The sequence below is a fragment of the Bacillus sp. B15-48 genome (assembly GCF_016879755.1).
Lineage (GTDB): Bacteria > Bacillota > Bacilli > Bacillales > Cytobacillaceae > Mesobacillus_B.
The window spans coordinates 67,243-87,938 of record NZ_WOFU01000009.1 but is presented as its reverse complement, the minus strand read 5'-3'; the positions used below and the strand labels follow the sequence as shown (position 1 = coordinate 87,938).

Here is a 20,696-nt window from a genome sequence, read left to right as displayed (position 1 = left end):
TTTCGAGGGAGATATTAGATAATGCAGATCAAAGCAGCAGTTTTAAACGGTTATAATCAGCCTTATGAGTTAGAAAATCTTGAATTAAGTTCAATCAAAGAAGATGAGGTATTAGTAAAAATAGTAGCCTCTGGTATGTGTCAATCTGACGAAACGAATCGCAAAGGTTACGATGGTTATACACAATTGCCCACAGTTCTTGGTCATGAAGGATCAGGCATTGTTGAGAAAATAGGAAAAAATGTTGTTGGCATCGAACCAGGTGATCATGTCGTTATCACTTATGCTTATTGTGGTCATTGTGATAGTTGCTTAACAGGTTTACCAGTCTCGTGTGATGATTGGGACCTAAATTTTCTTGGCAAACGGCAAGATGAAACTCCTTATTTTACAAAAGAAGATGGTACACCAGTTATGCGATTTTTTGGGCAATCATCTTTTTCTACCTACTCGATTGTTAGTCCTTCAAGTTTAACAAAAGTAGATAAATCTATCGATCTACGTTTAGTTGGGCCACTAGGATGTGGATTTATTACGGGGAGTGGTACAGTATTTAATGTGTTAAAACCAGAACCAGGTACAACAATTGCTGTCTTCGGAACTGGAGCAGTTGGATTAGCTGCAATGATGGCTGCCAAAATTTCTGGCTGTACAAAAATTATCGCTGTCGATATTCATGACAATCGATTAGACCTTGCCAAGGAACTTGGTGCAACACATACAATTAACAGTAAAAATATAAACGTAGTAGATGCTATCCGCGAGTTAACAAATGGTAAAGGTGTGAACTATAGTGTAGATACGACTGGCGTACAAGCAGTTGTTAAAGATTCAATTAAAGTATTAGCTGTAGGTGGATCAGTAGCACCTCTTGGAATGGGAGGTGATATAGATATTAATATTTTTGAAGACTTAGCTATGGAAAATCGTAATATAGTTGGAGCTCGTATAGGGAAGGCTGTACCACAGTTATCCATTCGACAAATGGTTGAGTTCTACAAAGAAGGAAACTTCGCATTTGATAAACTAGTAAAATTTTATAAATTTGAAGACATCAATGAAGCAGCAGATGAATCATCATCTGGTAAAGTAATTAAGCCAATTTTAGTCATTGATGAAACTTATACACCAGGTTCATAATTAGAAAAATGAATCTCCTCCATAGCTGATGTTAAAATTCTTTTTGGTATCCAACCCATTGACGCTGGTGACCATATTATTTTCATTGGGCAAATAATCGATATCAAAAAGCAAGACAAAGAACCCATGTTGTATTTCCGCCGAAATGTTGGATTGATTCCTGCCGGATGGCCAGTATAATTGAAATAATTTTAGAGGAAATTGAGTTGTTAAAGGCTGTAGCCAGCCGACAGCCAACAGCCAACTTCTAAACTTGTCTTGAAGGATGGAAATCTACGGAAAGAACTAACAAACTGTGTCGTTACGGCATGAAAGGAGTATCAAGATGGATAAGTATACAGAATTTATCCATTTACCAGATTTACTCTTTAATCAATTATGTATCAAGCAATTTGGAATCAATCGTGGAGTCTATAATACGATTGACGAATGGTTTTTTGAAAATGGGATTAAAAACATTTTAGAACGAAGACAAAGAATTTTTCATTTTCTAGTCTGGTATATTCAAAGTGGCTTAGCTACTAACGGAAATATTAAGTTTGGGCATGGAAACCTATCAAAAAAATTAAGGGAATATTCGGAATGTAATTAATTCCAATTGTTAATAGGGGAGAAATATTTCATGAGTGGACTCAATACAAGCCAAATGGCAAATGAGGCATGGAGTGGAAGTATATTAATTACCGCATTTACTTATTCATCTTACCTAACTTTGTAAAATTATATGATCCCATTTTGTCAAAGATCGAATGCGTCAATCGGTCAAGCGCTTTTATTTACTTATGCAGGTTTTACTACAATGGTAATATCTATTTTTTGGGAAGTTGCTAAAAGTATTGAAAGTAAAGACAATAGTTCCTATAGGTGCAGTGTGTCTTTCGTCCATCTACTTGGCACTGGCCTTTTCAAATGGTCTCATAATATTTCTATATTGAAGCAGTCTTTTATGGTGCAGCAATTGTAGTTACCGGGTTTGGTGTGTCACAAACTCAAATCATTTGGTGGTTTGACCCGGAACACATTGGCAAAAGATTGACCGCAATTACAGCAGGTTTGGCAATAATGACATTCATACAATCACCTATTGTTGCAAAGTCAATCATTGTTAATGAGGATTAATGATTCAAGGAAAGCGCTCTAATTACCGTGCGAGTTGAAGGCGCTATTATATCTCATAGACTTATAATATAACAAAGAGGTGCATGAAGATGGGAAGACTAAATAACAAGGTTGCTATTATTACAGGTGCTGCAAGTGGTATGGGAGAATCGACAGCAAAAATATTTGCTGAAGAAGGTGCTAAAATAATTGCAACAGACATTCAAGGGGAATTATTAGAAAAAGTGGTTTCTGATATTAATAACAAATATGGGAATGTTGCTTTAGGTATAAAACATGATGTATCTGATGAAAAAGCATGGGAAGACGTTGTTAAACAAGGTGTAGAAAGGTTCGGAAAAATTAATATTTTAGTAAATAATGCTGCGATTGGTGGAAGTGATTGGAAATTTGAAGATGCTTCTCTCGATGAATGGAATAAAGTAATGAATATTAACTCAACTGGTGCCTTTTTAGGAATCAAAGCTGTAGTACCTGAAATGAAAAAAAATAATAGTGGGTCAATCATTAATATTTTAACATTAGGTATTCATGTTGCTGGGGAAGAGCTTGCAGGTATTTCCTATTCGTCGTCTAAAGGTGCTGTCAATTCATTAACTATTTCAATGGCTTCTAGACTTGGATGCTATAACATCCGAGTTAATTCAGTATCTCCTGGACCAATCCTGACGCCTATGGCACGTGCATATACAGATGATGCCAAGTTAGAACACCTAGCTAGTTTAAATGCCCTAAAGAGATTAGGAGATCCAAAGGATATTGCTAATACAACACTATTCTTGGCTACCGATGAATGTCAATTTATAACAGGTACAGAAATTCTAGTAGATGGTGGATATAAGATTCATAAACAAATGTAAGTCAACAACTCATGACTGAAGTCACGAGCTTGTGAAGGCAAAAATCGCCTCCTGGTATCAACAGCCCAATATACGCCCGTTGGGGGGAAGCATGGGGACGTACCCTGTGCTTCTGTCTCTTATCATTTTCATGTGGTAGTGATGCATGTTTCGGGGGATGACACGCCGGGAGATGTTTCGTGTTCCAGAGACAACAGATTGTTCTCCTTCACCTTGAAAACTAGTTAAGTGATGGCTTAATGAATTTGATATGTGTTTAATGAATACGATGAGGATCTACTCTTCAGTGAGGGGGGAGGAGGTACTTCGAGTAACAGTGAAATTCAACGGGAGCATAGGATACGTCCCTCTGCTTCGTCCCTCTGCTTCTTTGCAAACGTACGGATTGATGTAGTAACGAGGAGAAAACAATCAGCTTCTATGTTAAAGTTTAGATGAGATTGAGAAATTTTTTGCGAAAATAACGAGTGCGTATGTATCCATTTAAGTGCAAAGAGACAAGAAGGGGAGATAAGATTTGAAATCGAAAAGATTTACAATTGTCATTCCTATCATGATTATCGTTTTAGCTATCGCAATCTGGATGCTTAATAAGGATTTTCAAGAAATACAATTAGGAATTAAACTAATTATTGCAATAGGTGCTGCCTTATTTTCAGGAGCCATTTCATATATTCTTTTTCCAGAAAACGAAGAAAAGAAACGGTCTAGATAATCAAAGAACAATCGAAATAGGGGCAGAAATTTGCTCATCCCTTATTTTATTTCAGGTAACTCGTCAACATTCTCATATTCGTTAGTTTTGGCTGACGATGACCATTCTTGATGAATCTTTAGGAATTGAAATTGGGGGAAATGAAAAAAAATCGATTTTCAGCCAAAGTAAAGCCTCAAATATGCTGGAGGACTATACTAATTGTTGCAGAATTCCTAAAGAAAGTAGTCTTCTCCATCGTGAAGGCTATTTTTTATTTATTAACTGATCCACCACAGCCAGATCCGCTGGCGCCCACACTAATGACTCTAAGTTTTCGCGCTTAAGCCAAAGTAATTTAGAATGTTCGTCCGCAATTGGTGAACCCACGATAATTTTACATTTAATTGAAATCAAATGGATCGAAAAGTTGTCATATTCATGTCCATTATTAAAATAAGTTTCAACCCGAAAGAGGTATACAAGTGCTCAAACAAGGATTTACGAACAATCATCACAGGAAAATTGGAGTGAACATTCAAACTTTGGCACTATATATGAAATAGGAACGGGAAATTCGGGTCCAGTGGGAGAAAACATGTTAGAAAGTAGTATGGGAAAGAATAAATGAGTTTGAAGGCAAGGAATATAAACAAATTAGAGACGGAGAATTTCATTATAAAGTAAGTGGAAATAATTTAGAATTAAGTAGAACCAATCAGATCATTTAAAAAGGTACAATAAAAGAAGCGTTACTGCACCATTACAAAAATTGCAAAGCGGGTACTAACCCATAACTACCTGTTGCAACGTAAACACGGTGCTCAGTCAGACCAAATCAATCACTAATTTTTTCTCTTAATTAAGTGTTTACATTCATAAAAAACCAGGTGATAAAGGGACTAACGCCACCAAAAAATAGGACTTTAACACATTAACGCTGAACACTTTAGCTGAGCGGGGGTCTGACCCGTTTTCCACAAACGGATTGTTGAATGACACTACTTGGTAAAAAAATTCACAAAAGCTTATTGATTCCTCCTCGTAAATTTGTCCCTATTGGACAAAATATGTTACGGGACAGTGCTGCTAAAACAATAGCACTTCTCTATAAAAAACGAGGGAGTGAAATAGATGGCTGATATCAACAAACGCAAACGTGACGATAAAGATACTGGCGAGGCAGTAGGAACTGGTGTAGGTGCTTTTACTGGGGATACCATGGCTTCTGCTCTTGATCCATTTGGTTCAGTTGCAGTTGCAGGTGCTGTTTCTGGCGGAGCGCGGGACAACAAGGCGGGGAAAGGTACCGTTGATGAAGACAATCATGGCTCCAAAACAAGAGATTAGAATTAAGTAAAGTTATCCTTTAACCGAAGGGTTATGGCATGCAGTGGACTTCCTAAATGGGAGTCCTTTTAGAATTATTCAGCATTAAAGAATTGTGCTTTTTCTTTATGTTAAGGGCTATTTTCTTGAATAACACTCATCAAAAAAATTGGATACTTATGTTAAAATATATAAGCTATTCAATAATTGAGGTGAATTAAACAATCTAATCTGATTAGGATTGCAATTTAAAAGGCGGAAAAAGATATGGAAATACAATTACTAAAAACATTCCTATTGGCAGCGAAGAAAGAGAACTTTCGAGAAGTTGCAGAAGAATTGATGATGACACAATCGGCTGTTACAAAGCAAATTCAAAAACTCGAAAAAGTATTGCATATCCAATTGTTTGATCGGGTTCAAAAACGAGTTATTTTAAATGCAAATGGCCATTATTTTTTACCTCGAGCAATTCAACTGGTAGAGTTTGAAGAGCAAATAGTCCAAGAAATGAAAGCATTCCAAGCTGGATATTCCAAAAAGGTTTCTTTAGGGGTGGCTCCTCAAATTGCAAATTCCACGCTGCCTCTTATCATTCAGCATTTTAAACAACTTCAACCAGATGTAATTATTCAAATTGACATCTTACCATCAAATGAGATTGGTGAAGCTGTTTTTCGGCAACAAATTGATATCGGATTATCGAAAGTTCCTTCAACTAGAGAGCTACTAACAACGATGATTGCAAATGAACCTGTTATGATTGTAGGTCCTCAACCATTCGATGCAGAGGATTTTCAATTATTAATAAAAAGTTTTCCGATATATACACATGCATTTTCTCCGTATTGGGAGCAAATTGAACGTCATTTGCCAAGGGATTGCCAAATAGAAAGGCTGAACCAAACAGAAGTAATTAAAACTTTTATTAAACAGGGGATGGGGGTTGCATTTTTACCCAAGAGTGTTGTCCAAAAAGAAGTAGAAAATGGAGAACTTTTTGCGCAAATTCCTCAAATAGATGATGACATTCTTTCTGCTACATTCGTTCATACTAAATACGTACATCCTTTATTTGACCGATTTATACAAGCCTGTGTCACTATATATAAAAAATGAAAAGCAGCTTAGATATATGGAGAGGGATCTAAGCTGCTTTGTATTAAGGCTTTTTGGCAATGAAACGAATGCGCCAATAATCTGCAACCCAACCATTTTCATGATAAAGTTGAGGACGTAAAATACGTTCACATTCGCTATAAATTGCTTCTTTTTCATCATTTGTAAGATTTTTGAACATATTGTTACTGAACATTTCAAGCCAATTACGAATACCATCTTCTCCTACTAAAGGCGTTGGTCGTTCATAATGCTCGATTGTTATTACATTAAAACCAACATTGATAAGATGCTCTGCCATTTCTTCTTTTGTTGGAAATACCCATGGAAATAAAGTGACATCATACGGAATTGATAGACTATTTGATGCTTCCTTTATGGCATCCACAATAGATTGGATATTATTAGCTCCACCTAATTCAGCCACGAAACGGCCACCAGGGAGAAGAACATCATAACAATTTTGAACAACCTTTTGCTGATCTTTCATCCAATGAATCGCAGCATTTGAGAACACTGCATGAAATTGAGGGTCAAAAGAAAATTGTTCGCCATCTTGCACGCTAAAGTGGATATCAGAGTACTTTTCTTTAGCAGCTTCAATCATAGACTGTGCAGCATCAATGCCAGTAACAGTAGCACCACTTTTTGAAATGTCATGAGCTAAATCTCCTGTACCACAACCAACATCTAAAATATGTTCTCCTTTTTGTGGATTTAGGAAGGAAACAAGATTTTCACCAAAATTTGAAACAAACTTGTGCTTGGTATCATAAAGTGTTGCATTCCAATTGGTCATTTATACCATCCCCCATATGTTAATACATTCAGATTATCATGTCAGATGTACATTAATCTAATAATTAATTAAACAATAGTTGATTCCCATTAGGAATCAACTATTGGGAATGCATAATCTAGAAAATAGAGGATTTGACAAAGACCTTGATCACAAAATGATCGTTGTCGACAGCAGCTTTTTTAGTGGAAGTCCTCCTAGTGGAAAATTTGATATCTATTATGTCGTATGGAAAAAAGGGGAGCGTGATGAGGCCGTAAGAGTGGGGCTAGGCTATTACTCCGTGAGCCGTGGATGGTAGATGGTACAAAGTGCGACTTAGTTGGTTCGCTTAAACTATGAGAGATCATTCATTTAACCATAGTCACCCGGGGTCACCCGGTGGAGTAAAGCTTTACTTCACTAGCGGGACCCTTTTTGTCCTTCTATATCAAATTCGATAATATATAAAGCCGGAAACAGTTGCCGGCTAATATGATTTATTTTCTCGTGTTTCTTCCTCTCCAATAGATTGACTAAGTTTGTATATCATATATTGATTTAAGGAGAAGCATGGGGACGTACCCTGTGCTTCTGTCTCTTATCATTTCCAGGTGATGGTGATGCATGGTTCGAGGGATGACACGCTGTGAGATGTTTCGTGTTCATAGAGACAACAGAACGTTCTCCTTCATCTTGAAAACTAGTAAAGTGATGGCTTAACGAATTTGATATGTGTTTAATGAATACCGATAAGAATCTACTCTTCAGTGAGGGGGGAGGAGGTACTTCGAGTAGCAATGAAGTTCAACGGAAGCATAGGGTACGTCCCTCTGCTTCCCCTGTCCCCTCTGTCCCAGTCATTCTTTAATCGTGATTTTTCGATTTTTAAACGACCCCGAATGTTCCAGCGTGATATGTGCTTTGATTGACTTTATGCTATCTTCACGGAGCGGGGAATCCTGATCTTTTAGCTTTTTCCATTCACCATGATATTTTCTGTAAAGTTGGTGTTCTAAGTTTAGAAAATCAATCTCATATTCTAAACCTAATTGATATAATTGCCTCACTTCAGAGATGATTCCTTTTTTTACGAAATCTTCCATGGTATCAACATCGATCGTGTTGTTTTTCATGCGATTACTCACAATCCCGTTGGCAAGGTAGAGGACATTAAAGTGAAACTGTCCGTCTTGTTTTTCAGGATTAATTTTCACCATTTGGTCTTCAAGCACTACAAGGAATTCTGGGTCTTTTTCGGTTGGCAAAAGTAAGGAAGCTCGGACGGTTTCCGGAGTCAGCCATCGCATCCCTTTTAATTTTTCAAAAGGAAAATAGCCTTTATACTTTTCGTTCTTTAGAAAAAACGCCCCATCAATCGCTAACTTCGCCTCATTCTTTTTATTTTTCTCCCATTGTTTATCATCGATTGTCAGCGACGGAATATAAGTGGTACGCCCAGGCTCAAAAAATTCTCGCGCAAATTGATTTAACTTTGCCGGCCGGATGGTGGAACTTTGTTCGTAGGAACTTTCCGGACTATGAAGAATCGTATTTAATGAGTTTTGATTAAAAAACCCAAGAGTTGAGAGGATGTCGGACACTGAACTTTTTGTCCCGAAAATCCATGGAGTTGGCCGAAACTCATAATACCGCGTTAAGCCATCAAACACACTATCCAGTCCTTTTTCTAGCGCGGCTTCGCTCAAAACAATGGCTGTAACATGTGCCCACAGAAACCGTTCTTGCGCGGTAAAATACGCTTTAAAAAACGCGTCAATAAACGTTTTCCCGCTTGTCTCGGAAACATAAACCTCGGCTGGAGGTTTTTCACCGCCTTCATTTTTCGCAACAGAGCTCAATCCTAGCATTTGAATATAGACATGAAACTCGTCATCTCGATAGTCGACACCAATGGCGGTTGCAAAGTTTTGATTTTCGATTTCACCAATGTCATGGTCACAAGCCGTTACGACTGACAGACAAAGAAAAAGAAGGCTACTAAAAAGCATGATTGATTTTAGCTGCATATTACTTTCTCCGTTTCTGAATGAATGAAATTCCGTAATTTTTCCGGACAAATGGATTCACAAACAAGGCAGCTAAATAATCTTTCAATGTTAACGAGGCGATGGGTTCAAGATAAGCTACTTTAAATGACTCTAAACTTGAAAGATAAATAAGAATGCTTAGGAATCCAATAAAAAGTCCATATACTCCTAAAAAAATGGATAGTAATAATGTATAGAGGCGGAGAATTCCTACAGTTCCAACCAGTGATTGATTCACAAGCGTGTAGCTCGCCACCGCTGTTAACGCAATGATCACAATCATTGTTGGGGAAGCGAGCCCAGCCCGAATGGCTGCATCACCAATAATGATACCTCCGACAATGGATATCGTTTGTCCCAAAACAGTTGGCATTCGCACTCCAGCCTCTCTTAACATCTCAAACAACCCAAGAATAAAAATGGCTTCAAGTCCGACGGGTAAGGGCAATCCTTCTCGCGAGACAACAACAGTGGCCAATAAGGCAAACGGTAGTTGGTCAATATTGACAGAAGCCAGAGCCACCCAGAAACCTGGTAGGTAAATAGCGACTAATAACCCGATAAGCCGAATAACCCGTGAAAACATAACCAAATAGTATGGAAAATGAACATCTTCAGGGGATTTAATGAGCTCAAATAGATTGCTTGGCCCAATTAGTACGGAGGGAGACCCATTGACAATTAAAATAAATCTTCCGCGCAGCATGCATTCAATGACATAATCTGAACGCGTAACGTAATCGAATAAAGGAAATAAAGAAAACGAGCGATCGGCAAGCCATTGCTCTAATTGACCACTGCTGACAATACTTTCTCCTTGGAAGTCTGCCAGTCGCTTCCTGACCTCCTCAATGATCTCTTTATTGGCTTTGTCATTTAAAAAAAGCAGAGACACCTCGGTGTTACTAAGCGATCCTAATGTAAAGGACTCGCAATAAAGCTGTTCAGACTTCATCCGTTTGCGAATCAAGGAAATGTTTACATTCATTTCTTCGGTAAAACTATCCTTTGGGCCCTTAATTGAAACCTCTGTCGTCGATTCTTGCGGCTCTCGTTGTGGTACCTTGCTAATATCAAACACATGAAAGAATGGAGTCCCTTCCCTAAAAACAATTAGCGAACCTGAAAACACAAGATTCACCATTTCTTTCATGCTTTTTATATGCTGGACAGGTGGGAGCGCTTCGGAGTGACTGCGCGGTTCTGAATTCTCAATACTTAGAAGGATCCGGTTAAAATACTTATTTAACTGTGTGGAATCAAGCATTCCTTTGCAGTAAAACGCTTGGAGATTCTCATCCTTTTCAATTGGAATAAATTCAATATCAGTATAATGACGAAAAAAGCCTTTTACCTCATCGCAAGTTAACGTTCCTTTTGCTAAAAAATGATCAAATCGTTTTATGTTCATATGTTTTCGGTTCCTTTCTTCTTCAGTGGCAAATAGCTAATGATCAATAATGCCAATGAAATGAACATAGCAAAGATAAAAGCAGCTAGATAAAAGTATCTTCCAATCATCGTTTGAACCCACATGTCGCTTATAGGAATGATCGTCAATAATCCTAAAAGAAGCGAAGCGACGACAAACACATGCATCTTTTTAGAAGCCGGCAAAGGACCTTTAACCAAACTCGCAAGCAGGTATAGACCTAATGAAACCCGAATAATCTCGCCGCTTAATAATTGAAATACCGCTAAAAAATCAACATGGGAAATATATTCGCCTAAAGTAATGAGTCGCCATTGCTCAAAAGCTGGGAACCGCATATCAGCAGCAACCGTTGGCCCAAAGGAAGACAAGGAACCCATTGTAGGACCAAGAATTAGTCCAACTAAAATGGTAATGAGTAAGAAAAGCTGAAACAACGTAAACGATTTTTTTAAATGGTGCTGCAGAAGCAAAAGCACAAGTAGATCGGCGCTCCCTCCAAGAATAACGATGGTCCCTTTTAAAATCGGGTGATAGCCATCAACAAGGATAGGGAAAAGATATGAATAATCCTTTTCCTTCATAGTAAACCAAGCTACAAAAATCCCAAGCATCCAAACAATCGGCAATAAAACAGCTGAAACATGGACAATCGATTTTATGCCATTATAAGCTGCCCAAGCACTTATCAAAAGAAAAGGCAACATCACGACAAAGGATGGGGTTCGCGGCAGAAAATAAATATTAACAGATTGAATTAAATCATAAAAAGAAATGGCACTAATCACGAACACATAGGCTGTAAGGATGGCAATTAAAACACGGGAAATCACGACCCCTGCACGTGCTGTTATCCAGTCATAAAGACATAGTCGCTGATTATTCTTTTTCATAATCATATAAAGGATAAAACCCCAAAACAGTAAGAAGGCATAGGCAAACAAAACGCAGATCCATGCATCCCGTTTACCTGCTGCTAGCAAATGAGGCATGATGAGCACATGATTCGAAATCCCAATAAAGAGAATCAGAACATACAATAACTGTGCCCGAGAAAAATACATTCAACCACCACCAATTAAATTCCGCTGTAGTTAGGTTTTGTTAGTCTTTCCAAATTATGCATAAGTTGGAATCGCTAGGTAGTAAGCTCCGAGTTGAGCGGGGGGCAGACTTCAAATTCTAGAGAAGCATGGGGACGAATTCTATAAATCATTCAGGTAGGGAGTTGCGACATCAACCCAATTCACTTTTTGTAAATTATGTAATTGGTGACAAGCACCTGTATTATAATTGAGATCTGGTGATATTAATCAAGATTACTTTGAGAGGGGGCAGTGTTTTTGACTAATATTATTGATGGAATGGACGCGGTAAGATTTCAGTCAAAGAACGCCACGGCAAATAAACTTCCAAAAAAGAAAGAAAATGAAAAAAAGGACATGCCAATGGTACTAAAAAATCTCAAGAATGGCTCATAAGAGTGGCTCATAAAGGTCTTTTAGAAGGGGCATAAACGACTTAAAGATAAACAAGAAGTATTTCGGTAGGTTGGGGTCAGTCCGTGCGGCCGAGCATAGGTCGTAACATATAGCGGGTGGGATTCCCGTCGAGTAAGAGCTAGCCATTCACTCGTAGCGAGTCTTGGAGGGCAACGGGTAACCGTTGTCTTTAAGCGTAGACAGTGAGGTAATGGGCTGAAAGCCGAAAGGTTGAAGGGATTGAGCTTCGAAAACCCTATTTAGAAGGGCTGATGCGTTGGACTGTGCAGAAAGCAATATTTCTATCGTCGTTAGTGGCAAGAGGATAGGAACCTTCTCGGAGTCGTTGACCTTGGCACGTTACACATTGATATGTTACGGCAACTCGGGAGAGCCTGCAGGTCTTTTCGTATTTTAGCGAAGAGTATGGTGTACAAGCGATACAAAGTGAGGAAACCAAATGTCTCGCAGGCAGTCGGATAACAGCGTAGTACCGGTGAAGTCGGGTAATGCTGATGGAGGAAAGGCTGTTACTTGTCATCGTTCTTACTAGGGACACATTAACTACACACAGAGGTAGGAGATAAATTAATGGAAACAAAACTACTGAGAATAGCAGAATTAGCAAAATCTCACCCAGTCATGAAATTTACTTCACTGGCACATATGTTAAATGAAGATACTCTTAAACAATGTCATAATGAACTTCCAAATAAGAAAGCAACAGGGGTGAACCGAACAACAAAAGAAGAATATGGGGATTTTATAGATGAAAACATTCAACGACTAGTCAAACGGCTGAAAACTAAAGGCTATCGTCCAACACCCGTAAGAAGAGCATATATTCCCAAGGCAGGTTCGAGTAAGAAGCGCCCATTAGGAATACCTGAATACGAAGATAAAATAGTTCAGAGAGCGATAGCGAAAATACTGAATGCCATCTATGAACAAGACTTCCTTGATTCTTCCTTTGGTTTTCGACCAAAACGAAATTGTCACGATGCGCTGAAAATCCTAAATTTCTACTTGGAAAGGAAATATACTAACTACATTGTAGATGCCGATATTAGAGGTTTCTTCGACAATGTCGATCATGTGTGGATGATGAAATTTCTTGAACATCGCATAAACGACCCCAGTCTCCTAAGAATCATCTCGCGATTTTTAAAAGGTGGTTATATGGAGGAAGGGGTATTTTATGAAACAGATACGGGAACACCGCAAGGTGGCATCATCTCCCCGATTTTGGCAAATATCTATCTTCATTATGTGCTAGATTTATGGTTTGAGAAAGTTGTTAGGAAACAGTGTAAAGGACAAGCCTATATCGTAAGATATGCGGATGACTTTGTTTGTTGTTTCCAATATGAAGAAGATGCTCAAAACTTCTACTATGCTTTAATCCAACGATTAAAGAAATTTAATCTCGAAATTGCTGAGGATAAAACGAAAATCATTCCCTTCGGGAGATTTGCATCCGAACAATGTAAACGCAGAGGGTTGGGAAAGCCACAGACATTTGACTTTCTAGGTTTCACCCATTACTGTAGCAAAAGTCAAAATGGAAAATTTCGTGTTAAACTTAAAACGAGTAAGAAGAAAATGGCCTCTAAACTCAAACAGTGTAAGGAATGGCTAAAAGCTAATAGAAATAAGGATATAGAAGCAATAATGGACAGACTAAGCCGTTCATTAAATGGCTACTACAATTATTACTGTATTACAGACAATACACGAACAGTGAAATGTTTCCAAGACAAGGTGAGAAGTCTACTATTTAAATGGATGAATCGAAGGAGTCAACGTAAATCCTTTAATTGGGATAAGTTCCTGCTGTTCATGAAGAAATGCCCTTTACCTGAACCTAGGGTTAAGGTCAGCATATACGAGTTAAAGAAGGAGATAAACTACATTCTGTGAATGGTGATGAGAGGAGCCGTGTGCGGTAATACCGCAAGCACGGTTCTGAGAGGGTTGCGGAACACAAACTGCCGAATGGCAGTAAGGTTCCCTTCTACTCGACCCCGTCCTGATATAACTTTAAAACATTAAAGAGTTAAAGTGATAGTGGCGTTTGTGGTGTGCTGTCACGCTGGAAAATCTCTCATCACAGGGTGTTTTTTGAATTCTTTCTTTAATGTACAATTAAGCCGTTTTAATAGTTACTTCTAATTGAATATCCACATTGCCTTGAATTGCACGGCTAATCATACAAGACTTTTCAGCTTTTTCCGCAAGCCTTTGTGCCACCTTTTTGTCTCTATTGGAAGCATTTTGTTTCAATACTATTTCTGGTCGATGGATAATTTTTTTATATGTATATACACCATTTGTCACATCAACAATTGCTTCTGATTCCATCGTTAATCCATCTTTCTCTATCTGACTATGTTCCATCATCGCAGCAAGTGTAATAATGTAACATGTCGCTGCTGCCCCAAGGAGCATTTCGTCAGGATTTGTTCCAATACCGGGACCGTTCATTTCTTTTGGTATAGATATTTTTGTCACTAAATGATCGGCTTCAATTTTTCCTACATCATTACGTAGCCCAGGCCAATGTGCCGTTAAATAAAAATGATGTTCTGCCATTTTCATTCCTCCTGAGACATGGGGTTAGACCCCCGCCGTAGTATAGCGTTCCATTGTTGGGGGACTGACCCCGATTTATTTCTACTATTAGTATACATGAAGAAGGGAAGCAATGGGACGTACCCTGTGCTTCTGTCTCTTATCATTTCCATGTGATGGTGATGCATGGTTTGAGGGATGACACGCCGTGAGATGTTTCGTGTTCATAGAGACAAAAGATCGTTCTCCTTCATCTTGAAAGCTAGTAAAGTGATGGAAAAAAACTCCAAATATTTAACCAAGTTGATAAAACTTTTATTTTTTATTTTTCCTTTTGCCCTAATTATTCTAAATGCCTTTTTTATCTAAACAGTAAAGGACCTTAAAGGACCTTGTTTTAGCTTGCTTTATGGATATAAGAGTTAAATCCCTTGCTTAAACTAGACAATTAATAGAAAATGATTGATAGAATTAATATTTCTTTCCATTTGAAAATTGCCTGTTTTTTTTGTAAACTTATATCCGCTTATAGGTTTTGATTTTCGAAGTGAATGGAAGGCCGACATAACCGTTCACAGCAATTAGCAGTAAATGAAAGAGGACAAGCACTCGCAAATGAGTGTTTTTTATTTCGTGCAGAGAAGATGACAAGGTTCATATTTTTATGTTTTTATAGGGGGTGGTTGAATGAAGGTTTTTATGGATTTGATGTGGTTCTTTAAACAGGAAAAAAGACCATATATTGTAGGAATCCTTTTATTAATTGTGGTAGCGATGCTTGAATTGGTTCCGCCAAAAATAATTGGGATGATTGTAGATGCGATTAAAGATGGGACTTTAACAGGAAGCCAGCTTCTGAAATGGATGATCGTTTTAACGGTCACAGGCATTTCGATGTATGTCATTCGCTATTTCTGGCGGGTCATGATTTTCGGTTCCGCTTATAAGCTTGCTAGACAACTGCGGGATATGCTGTATTCTCATTTTACAAAAATGTCGCAAACCTTCTATCAAAAGAAAAGAGTAGGGGACTTAATGGCTCATGCGACGAATGACTTACAGGCTATTCAGCAGACCGCAGGAGCCGGCGTATTAACAATGGTAGATTCATTGACGATTGGGATTGCGGTCGTTGTGGTCATGGCAGCGACGATCAGCTGGGAATTAACGCTGATTTGCTTAATCCCGATGCCATTGATGGCGATTATGACGAACTGGTATGGTCGTTTGCTTCATAAACGGTTTTACAAGGCGCAAGAAGCCTTTTCGTCTTTGAATGACAAAACGCAGGAGAGTATTACAGGAATTAAAGTCATTAAAACATTTGGTCAGGAAAAGGAAGATGTCGAAGATTTTTATCACCAATCAGCCGATGTCGTGAAAAAGAACTTGGCCGTTGCACGAGTGGATGCCTTATATGATCCAACCATCGCTGGTATTGTAGGGGTGTCTTTTTTCTTATCCATTGCTTTTGGTGCGAAGTTTGTCATAGACGGAATGATTACAATTGGAGAACTCGTCTCGTTTAATGCCTATTTAGGGTTGCTCGTCTGGCCAATGCTGGCATTTGGCTGGCTGTTTAATATTTTGGAAAGAGGAAGAGCCTCTTATGACCGAATAAGGAATATCCTGGACGAACCAGTGGATGTAAAAGATACACCAGATGCGCTAGATGTAGTTCCGACTGGGGATATTGCGTTTCATATTGATGACTTTACTTACCTAGGAGAACAGCAGCCTGTATTAAAACAAATTCACTTTCGATTAAGAAGAGGAGAAACCCTTGGCATTGTCGGAAAAACAGGAGCTGGAAAAACGACGTTATTAAAACTTCTCATTCGGGAAAGTGAAGGTTTTAATGGAGACATTTTAATCGGCGAAAGACGTATAGATGAATATAAACTTGAAAGGCTTCGTGAAGCCATTGGTTATGTGCCACAGGAGCATTTCCTATTTTCTGCGACGGTTGCAGAAAACATTTCATTCGCGCATCCGGATGCTTCAATTGAGGAAATTCATCATGCCGCGAAATTAGCGAAGGTGGATCAGGATATTCTTCAATTTACGGATGGGTATGATACGATTGTCGGCGAGAGGGGCGTCTCACTTTCCGGTGGACAAAAGCAAAGGATATCCATTGCCAGAGCCTTATTAATGCAACCGGAAGTCCTCATTCTCGATGATTCTTTATCTGCTGTTGATGCGAAAACGGAAGAAGGGATACTAGCATCATTAAGGGAAACTCGTGCTGGAAAAACAACGATTATTACAGCACACCGTTTAAGTGCGATCCAGCATGCGGATATGATTCTCGTTCTTGATGAAGGAGAGATTGCCCAAATGGGTACACACTATGAGCTAATGGAACGGGATGGCTGGTACAAGGAAATGTATCTCCATCAGCAGTTAGAAGCAATTGTAGAGAAAGGGGGATCTCATGGGTAAACCAACTGAATTTACGAAACAGGAGCAGCGTACAATCCTTTTTCGTCTGCTTTCCTATACGACCCCTCATTATAAAAACATTATCATTGCCTTTATCCTGCTTACGCTGGCTACATTAGGGGAAATTGCCGGACCGCTAATCATTGCGCACTTTATTGATCACTATTTAACACCGAGAAACCTTCCTCTTCAGCCATTGCTCGTTTTAGGAGGAGGCTATCTTGCTATTGTAGTGGCAAGGTCGTTTATTACGTATTTTCAACAATATAAATTTCAGGAGATAGCCTTAAAAATCATTCAAAAAATCCGTGTGGATGTCTTTACAAAAGTACAAGGGCTCGGGTTAAAATATTTTGATAAGACTCCAGCTGGAAGTACGGTTTCTAGAGTGACGAATGATACAGAGGCAATAAAGGAACTGTTTGTAACGGTTCTCGCCAGCTTTATCCAAAGTGGATTTTTACTGATCGGTATTTTTATCGCGATGTTCATTTTAAATGTTCAATTGGCAGCATTTTGTTTAATCATTATTCCACTTGTCCTTTTAATCATAAAAATGTATCGGAAATATAGTTCACGTTATTATGCGGAAGTGCGTGAACGATTAAGTGAGTTGAATGCAAAAATTAATGAATCATTACAGGGAATGGCCATGATCCAAATGTTCAGACAGCAGAAAAGACTGGAAAGAGAGTTTTCTGCGATCAACGAAAAGCATTTTCTCGCCGGTCGCAGAAATATTAAACTAGATAGCTTGCTCTTAAGACCTGCAGTCGAGCTCGTGTATTTTGGCTCTTTAATTATGGCACTAAGCTATTTTGGGATTACCTCTTTAAATAGTCCTGTCGAAATCGGTGTGGTTTATGCTTTTACAACTTATCTGCATCGTTTCTTTAGGCCAGTGAATGACGTGATGAGGCAACTATCGTTGTATCAACAAGCGATTATTGCTGCTGGCAGGGTATTCCGACTGCTCGATGAATCAGAAATGGCACCGGAACAAAAGAATGCGGGTGAAACAAAAATCAAAGACGGGGAAATTGAGTTTCGTGATGTCAGCTTCTCCTATGATGGGAAAAAGGATGTGCTCCAAGATATTTCCTTCACGGCAAAACCGGGCGAGACTGTAGCGTTGGTCGGTCATACGGGCAGCGGGAAAAGTTCAATCATTAATTTGCTGATGAGATTTTATGAATTTGAGCGAGGGGATATCTTCATCGATGGCATTTCAATTAAGGAATATTCACGTGAGGAGTTACGGGAAAAAATGGGACTCGTCCTTCAAGACCCTTTCCTATTTTATGGTACGGTAAAGGATAACATTCGTTTGCATAACGATTCAATGACAGATGAAAAAGTAAAAGAGGCAGCGGAGTTTGTTCGTGCACATCACTTTATCGAAAAGCTAGCGGATGGCTACGAGCATCGAGTCGTTGAGCGTGGTTCTACTTTTTCTAGCGGACAGCGGCAGCTTATTGCCTTTGCCAGAACCATTGCTACGGATCCAAAGATTCTTGTTCTCGATGAGGCGACGGCTAATATTGATTCGGAAACAGAAGAAGAAATTCAAGCTGCTTTAGCAAAAATGCGTAAAGGGAGAACGACGATTGCGATTGCGCACAGATTATCAACGATTCAAGATGCTGACTTAATTCTAGTTTTACATCAAGGAAACATTGTCGAAAGAGGATCACACCAGGAACTATTGTCGCAAAAAGGACTCTATTATCAAATGTTCCAGTTGCAAAATGGTCTCGTGGTTTCCTAATATTTGTCACCAAGTATTCACGTAAAGTAAAGTTTAAGTAATTAATGATTAAAAGCCACGAAGCGCGTTGGTATGAAGCTGTTTCGTGGCTTTTAGATTTTTTTTGGAATGGATCGCTTGCAGCTTCTGTATATCCTCTTGCCTATTTGAATCAACTAAGTTTTCATTCAACTGGCTTTTTATCGGCATTTTCATCCAAAAAGGCTCTAAAATGATCTCCCCAATTACATATGGAAGTGACAACTGGTTCTAATTGTAGCCCAATTTCGCTTAGTTGATATTCTACTTTAGGAGGTACAACCGGGTATACCACTCTAGTAATGATTTGATCTTCTTCTAATTCCCTTAATTGTCTAATTAACATTCGTTGATTGACATCGGGAAGTTTTTTTTGAATTTCGCTTAACCTTAACGGAGACTCTTGGAGCAAACACCAGATGATTGGTATTTTCCAACGTCCACCGATCACCGATAAAGCTAAATCTTTGCTAGTGAAAAAAGTTTTTTCTTTATATAAAATTTCCATCTATGATTGTCCTCTCCTCTTCCTATCATTTGTTTATAGTGACAAAAAAGTCAGTATTGCCTAATGTATTTTAATATGTAATTATGGATATGTAAATGAGATAACAAAAAAGGATGGGTTCATTTTAAAAAGGAAAGCTACTGCTGGAACTTAAGAACCATTCTTTAGATCGTTTGACGGTAGTGACAAAAATGTCAGTATTTTCAATCAGATTATATTATGTCACTATATAAAGAAATGAGATAACAAAAGAAAGAAGGGATTCAATTGAAAAGCAGAGCAGCTGTTGCATTTAAACCTGGAGAACCACTTCAAATAGTAGAAATCGATGTAGAAGAACCAAAGGCAAAAGAAGTATTAGTAAAAATTCTCTATACTTCAGTCTGTCATACAGATGCATTTACATTATCTGGTGATGATCCGGAAGGTGTATTTCCTGCTGTACTAGGTCATGAAGGAGCTGGAGTTGTCGTTGCTGTCGGTGATGAAGTGACTTCAGTACAACCGGGGGATCATGTGATTCCACTATATACGGCTGAATGTGGAGAATGTAAATTCTGCCGTTCTGGTAAAACGAACCTTTGTAGTGCTGTACGAGAAACCCAAGGGAAAGGTTTAATGCCCGATGGAACAACACGTTTCTCTTATAATGGGGAGCCGGTTTATCATTACATGGGAACCAGTACATTTAGTGAATATACAGTCGTTTCAGAAGTCTCTTTAGCAAAAATTGACGAGCGCGCGCCGCTTGATAAAGTTGCCTTGTTTGGATGCGGAGTTACGACAGGGATTGGCGCTGTACATAACACAGCAAAAGTGGAAGAAGGCGCAGTGACAGCCGTCTTTGGTCTTGGAGCGATTGGATTAGCCGTTATTCAAGGTTTGGTTCAAGCAAAAGCAAGCCGAATCATTGCAGTCGACTTAAATGAAGATAAGTTTGAATTAGCTAAAAAAATGGGAGCAACGGACTTTATCAATCCATCTAAATTTGATAAGCCAATCCAAGAAGTCATCGTTGAAATGACAGATGGAGGGGTCGATTATAGCTTCGAGTGTATTGGAAATGTGGAAGTCATGAGATCTGCACTTGAATGTTGTCATAAAGGTTGGGGCGAGAGTACGATTATCGGTGTAGCAGGCGCCGGGAAAGAAATTCAAACTCGTCCATTCCAATTAGTAACGGGTCGAGTATGGCGTGGATCCGCCTTTGGTGGAGTAAAAGGAAGAACTCAGTTGCCAGGAATGGTTGAAGATTATATGAACGGTAAAATCGATTTAGATTCGTTTATTACCCACCACCTAAACTTTACAGACATTAATGAAGCGTTTGATTTGCTGCATAAAGGGGAGTCAATCCGTACAATTTTAACATATGGAGAGTGA

The 20,696-nt window shown here is 38.7% G+C and carries 19 protein-coding genes; 12 read left to right on the top strand and 7 right to left on the bottom strand.

Annotated elements, in window-relative coordinates:
* Positions 1–21 precede the first annotated feature (21 nt).
* A complete protein-coding gene (locus GNT69_RS21280) occupies positions 22–1,140 on the top strand; it encodes an NAD(P)-dependent alcohol dehydrogenase (protein WP_203557007.1) in 1,119 nt (372 codons plus the stop codon).
* Here the strand turns inward: GNT69_RS21280 and GNT69_RS26105 are convergent, their stop codons facing one another.
* The gene (locus GNT69_RS26105) at positions 1,141–1,377 is read right to left on the bottom strand and encodes a hypothetical protein (protein ID WP_343206537.1); all 237 of its coding nucleotides are present in this window, start codon (positions 1,375–1,377) and stop codon (positions 1,141–1,143) included.
* 88 nt (positions 1,378–1,465) lie between these two features.
* Between GNT69_RS26105 and GNT69_RS21270 the strand changes: the two genes are divergently transcribed.
* The 5 genes from GNT69_RS21270 to GNT69_RS21250 all read left to right on the top strand — a co-directional run bounded on the left by GNT69_RS21270 (position 1,466) and on the right by GNT69_RS21250 (position 6,261).
* Positions 1,466–1,732, top strand: a complete 267-nt coding sequence (locus GNT69_RS21270) for a hypothetical protein (RefSeq protein ID WP_203557006.1) — start codon at positions 1,466–1,468, stop codon at positions 1,730–1,732.
* A gap of 616 nt (positions 1,733–2,348) precedes the next feature.
* Complete coding sequence (locus tag GNT69_RS21265; RefSeq protein ID WP_203557005.1) at positions 2,349–3,119, top strand: SDR family NAD(P)-dependent oxidoreductase; 771 nt, start codon at positions 2,349–2,351, stop codon at positions 3,117–3,119.
* A gap of 517 nt (positions 3,120–3,636) precedes the next feature.
* Complete coding sequence (locus GNT69_RS21260) at positions 3,637–3,834, top strand: histidine kinase (protein ID WP_203557004.1); 198 nt, start codon at positions 3,637–3,639, stop codon at positions 3,832–3,834.
* A gap of 1,113 nt (positions 3,835–4,947) precedes the next feature.
* Positions 4,948–5,163, top strand: a complete 216-nt coding sequence (locus GNT69_RS21255) for a hypothetical protein (RefSeq protein ID WP_203557003.1) — start codon at positions 4,948–4,950, stop codon at positions 5,161–5,163.
* A gap of 246 nt (positions 5,164–5,409) precedes the next feature.
* Entirely contained in the window at positions 5,410–6,261 is an 852-nt protein-coding gene (locus GNT69_RS21250; protein ID WP_203557002.1) for a LysR family transcriptional regulator, read from the top strand.
* A 43-nt stretch (positions 6,262–6,304) separates the two neighbouring features.
* Here GNT69_RS21250 and GNT69_RS21245 read toward each other — a convergent pair whose 3' ends face one another.
* Positions 6,305–7,060, bottom strand: a complete 756-nt coding sequence (locus GNT69_RS21245) for a class I SAM-dependent methyltransferase (protein ID WP_239094388.1) — start codon at positions 7,058–7,060, stop codon at positions 6,305–6,307.
* Positions 7,061–7,163: 103 nt separating this feature from the next.
* Between GNT69_RS21245 and GNT69_RS21240 the strand changes: the two genes are divergently transcribed.
* Positions 7,164–7,361, top strand: a complete 198-nt coding sequence (locus GNT69_RS21240) for a hypothetical protein (protein ID WP_203557001.1) — start codon at positions 7,164–7,166, stop codon at positions 7,359–7,361.
* 538 nt (positions 7,362–7,899) lie between these two features.
* Here the strand turns inward: GNT69_RS21240 and GNT69_RS21235 are convergent.
* Genes GNT69_RS21235 through GNT69_RS21225 form a run of 3 tightly spaced genes read right to left on the bottom strand, consistent with a single transcriptional unit; the run spans position 7,900 to position 11,586 of the window.
* Entirely contained in the window at positions 7,900–9,069 is a 1,170-nt protein-coding gene (locus GNT69_RS21235) for a Ger(x)C family spore germination protein (protein WP_203557000.1), read from the bottom strand.
* A gap of 1 nt (position 9,070) precedes the next feature.
* A complete protein-coding gene (locus tag GNT69_RS21230) occupies positions 9,071–10,501 on the bottom strand; it encodes a spore germination protein (RefSeq protein ID WP_203556999.1) in 1,431 nt (476 codons plus the stop codon).
* Entirely contained in the window at positions 10,498–11,586 is a 1,089-nt protein-coding gene (locus GNT69_RS21225; RefSeq protein ID WP_203556998.1) for an endospore germination permease, read from the bottom strand. Before GNT69_RS21225 ends, GNT69_RS21230 begins: the two co-directional genes overlap by 4 nt.
* A 279-nt stretch (positions 11,587–11,865) precedes the next feature.
* Between GNT69_RS21225 and GNT69_RS21220 the strand changes: the two genes are divergently transcribed.
* Both GNT69_RS21220 and ltrA read left to right on the top strand, forming a co-directional pair.
* Complete coding sequence (locus GNT69_RS21220) at positions 11,866–12,003, top strand: hypothetical protein (RefSeq protein ID WP_203556997.1); 138 nt, start codon at positions 11,866–11,868, stop codon at positions 12,001–12,003.
* 591 nt (positions 12,004–12,594) lie between these two features.
* Complete coding sequence (ltrA, locus tag GNT69_RS21215; RefSeq protein ID WP_203556996.1) at positions 12,595–13,923, top strand: group II intron reverse transcriptase/maturase; 1,329 nt, start codon at positions 12,595–12,597, stop codon at positions 13,921–13,923.
* Positions 13,924–14,148: 225 nt separating this feature from the next.
* On the opposite strand, the gene GNT69_RS21210 is transcribed toward ltrA, so the two are convergent.
* Complete coding sequence (locus GNT69_RS21210) at positions 14,149–14,595, bottom strand: OsmC family protein (protein WP_203556995.1); 447 nt, start codon at positions 14,593–14,595, stop codon at positions 14,149–14,151.
* Between the two features lie 666 nt (positions 14,596–15,261).
* Here GNT69_RS21210 and GNT69_RS21205 point away from each other — a divergent pair.
* The gene (locus tag GNT69_RS21205; RefSeq protein WP_203556994.1) at positions 15,262–17,019 is read left to right on the top strand and encodes an ABC transporter transmembrane domain-containing protein; all 1,758 of its coding nucleotides are present in this window, start codon (positions 15,262–15,264) and stop codon (positions 17,017–17,019) included.
* Positions 17,012–18,787, top strand: coding sequence for an ABC transporter ATP-binding protein (locus GNT69_RS21200; RefSeq protein WP_203556993.1), 1,776 nt, complete (start codon positions 17,012–17,014; stop codon positions 18,785–18,787). Before GNT69_RS21205 ends, GNT69_RS21200 begins: the two co-directional genes overlap by 8 nt.
* Before the next feature lie 163 nt (positions 18,788–18,950).
* Here the strand turns inward: GNT69_RS21200 and GNT69_RS21195 are convergent, their stop codons facing one another.
* Positions 18,951–19,313: a winged helix-turn-helix transcriptional regulator gene (locus GNT69_RS21195; RefSeq protein WP_203556992.1), complete on the bottom strand. Its 363-nt coding sequence runs from the start codon at positions 19,311–19,313 to the stop codon at positions 18,951–18,953.
* Between the two features lie 267 nt (positions 19,314–19,580).
* Between GNT69_RS21195 and GNT69_RS21190 the strand changes: the two genes are divergently transcribed.
* Entirely contained in the window at positions 19,581–20,696 is a 1,116-nt protein-coding gene (locus GNT69_RS21190) for an S-(hydroxymethyl)glutathione dehydrogenase/class III alcohol dehydrogenase (protein ID WP_203556991.1), read from the top strand.

Bases quoted from the DNA above. Each gene is read 5' to 3' on its own strand.
- GNT69_RS21250 (WP_203557002.1), top strand. From the start codon at position 5,410: ATGGAAATACAATTACTAAAAACATTCCTATTGGCAGCGAAGAAAGAG.
- GNT69_RS21200 (WP_203556993.1), top strand. From the start codon at position 17,012: ATGGGTAAACCAACTGAATTTACGAAACAGGAGCAGCGTACAATCCTT.
- GNT69_RS21265 (WP_203557005.1), top strand. From the start codon at position 2,349: ATGGGAAGACTAAATAACAAGGTTGCTATTATTACAGGTGCTGCAAGT.
- GNT69_RS21270 (WP_203557006.1), top strand. From the start codon at position 1,466: ATGGATAAGTATACAGAATTTATCCATTTACCAGATTTACTCTTTAAT.
- ltrA (WP_203556996.1), top strand. From the start codon at position 12,595: ATGGAAACAAAACTACTGAGAATAGCAGAATTAGCAAAATCTCACCCA.
- GNT69_RS21225 (WP_203556998.1), bottom strand. From the start codon at position 11,586: ATGTATTTTTCTCGGGCACAGTTATTGTATGTTCTGATTCTCTTTATT.
- GNT69_RS21255 (WP_203557003.1), top strand. From the start codon at position 4,948: ATGGCTGATATCAACAAACGCAAACGTGACGATAAAGATACTGGCGAG.
- GNT69_RS21280 (WP_203557007.1), top strand. From the start codon at position 22: ATGCAGATCAAAGCAGCAGTTTTAAACGGTTATAATCAGCCTTATGAG.
- GNT69_RS21195 (WP_203556992.1), bottom strand. From the start codon at position 19,313: ATGGAAATTTTATATAAAGAAAAAACTTTTTTCACTAGCAAAGATTTA.
- GNT69_RS21210 (WP_203556995.1), bottom strand. From the start codon at position 14,595: ATGGCAGAACATCATTTTTATTTAACGGCACATTGGCCTGGGCTACGT.
- GNT69_RS21235 (WP_203557000.1), bottom strand. From the start codon at position 9,069: ATGCAGCTAAAATCAATCATGCTTTTTAGTAGCCTTCTTTTTCTTTGT.
- GNT69_RS21205 (WP_203556994.1), top strand. From the start codon at position 15,262: ATGAAGGTTTTTATGGATTTGATGTGGTTCTTTAAACAGGAAAAAAGA.
- GNT69_RS21230 (WP_203556999.1), bottom strand. From the start codon at position 10,501: ATGAACATAAAACGATTTGATCATTTTTTAGCAAAAGGAACGTTAACT.
- GNT69_RS21245 (WP_239094388.1), bottom strand. From the start codon at position 7,060: ATGACCAATTGGAATGCAACACTTTATGATACCAAGCACAAGTTTGTT.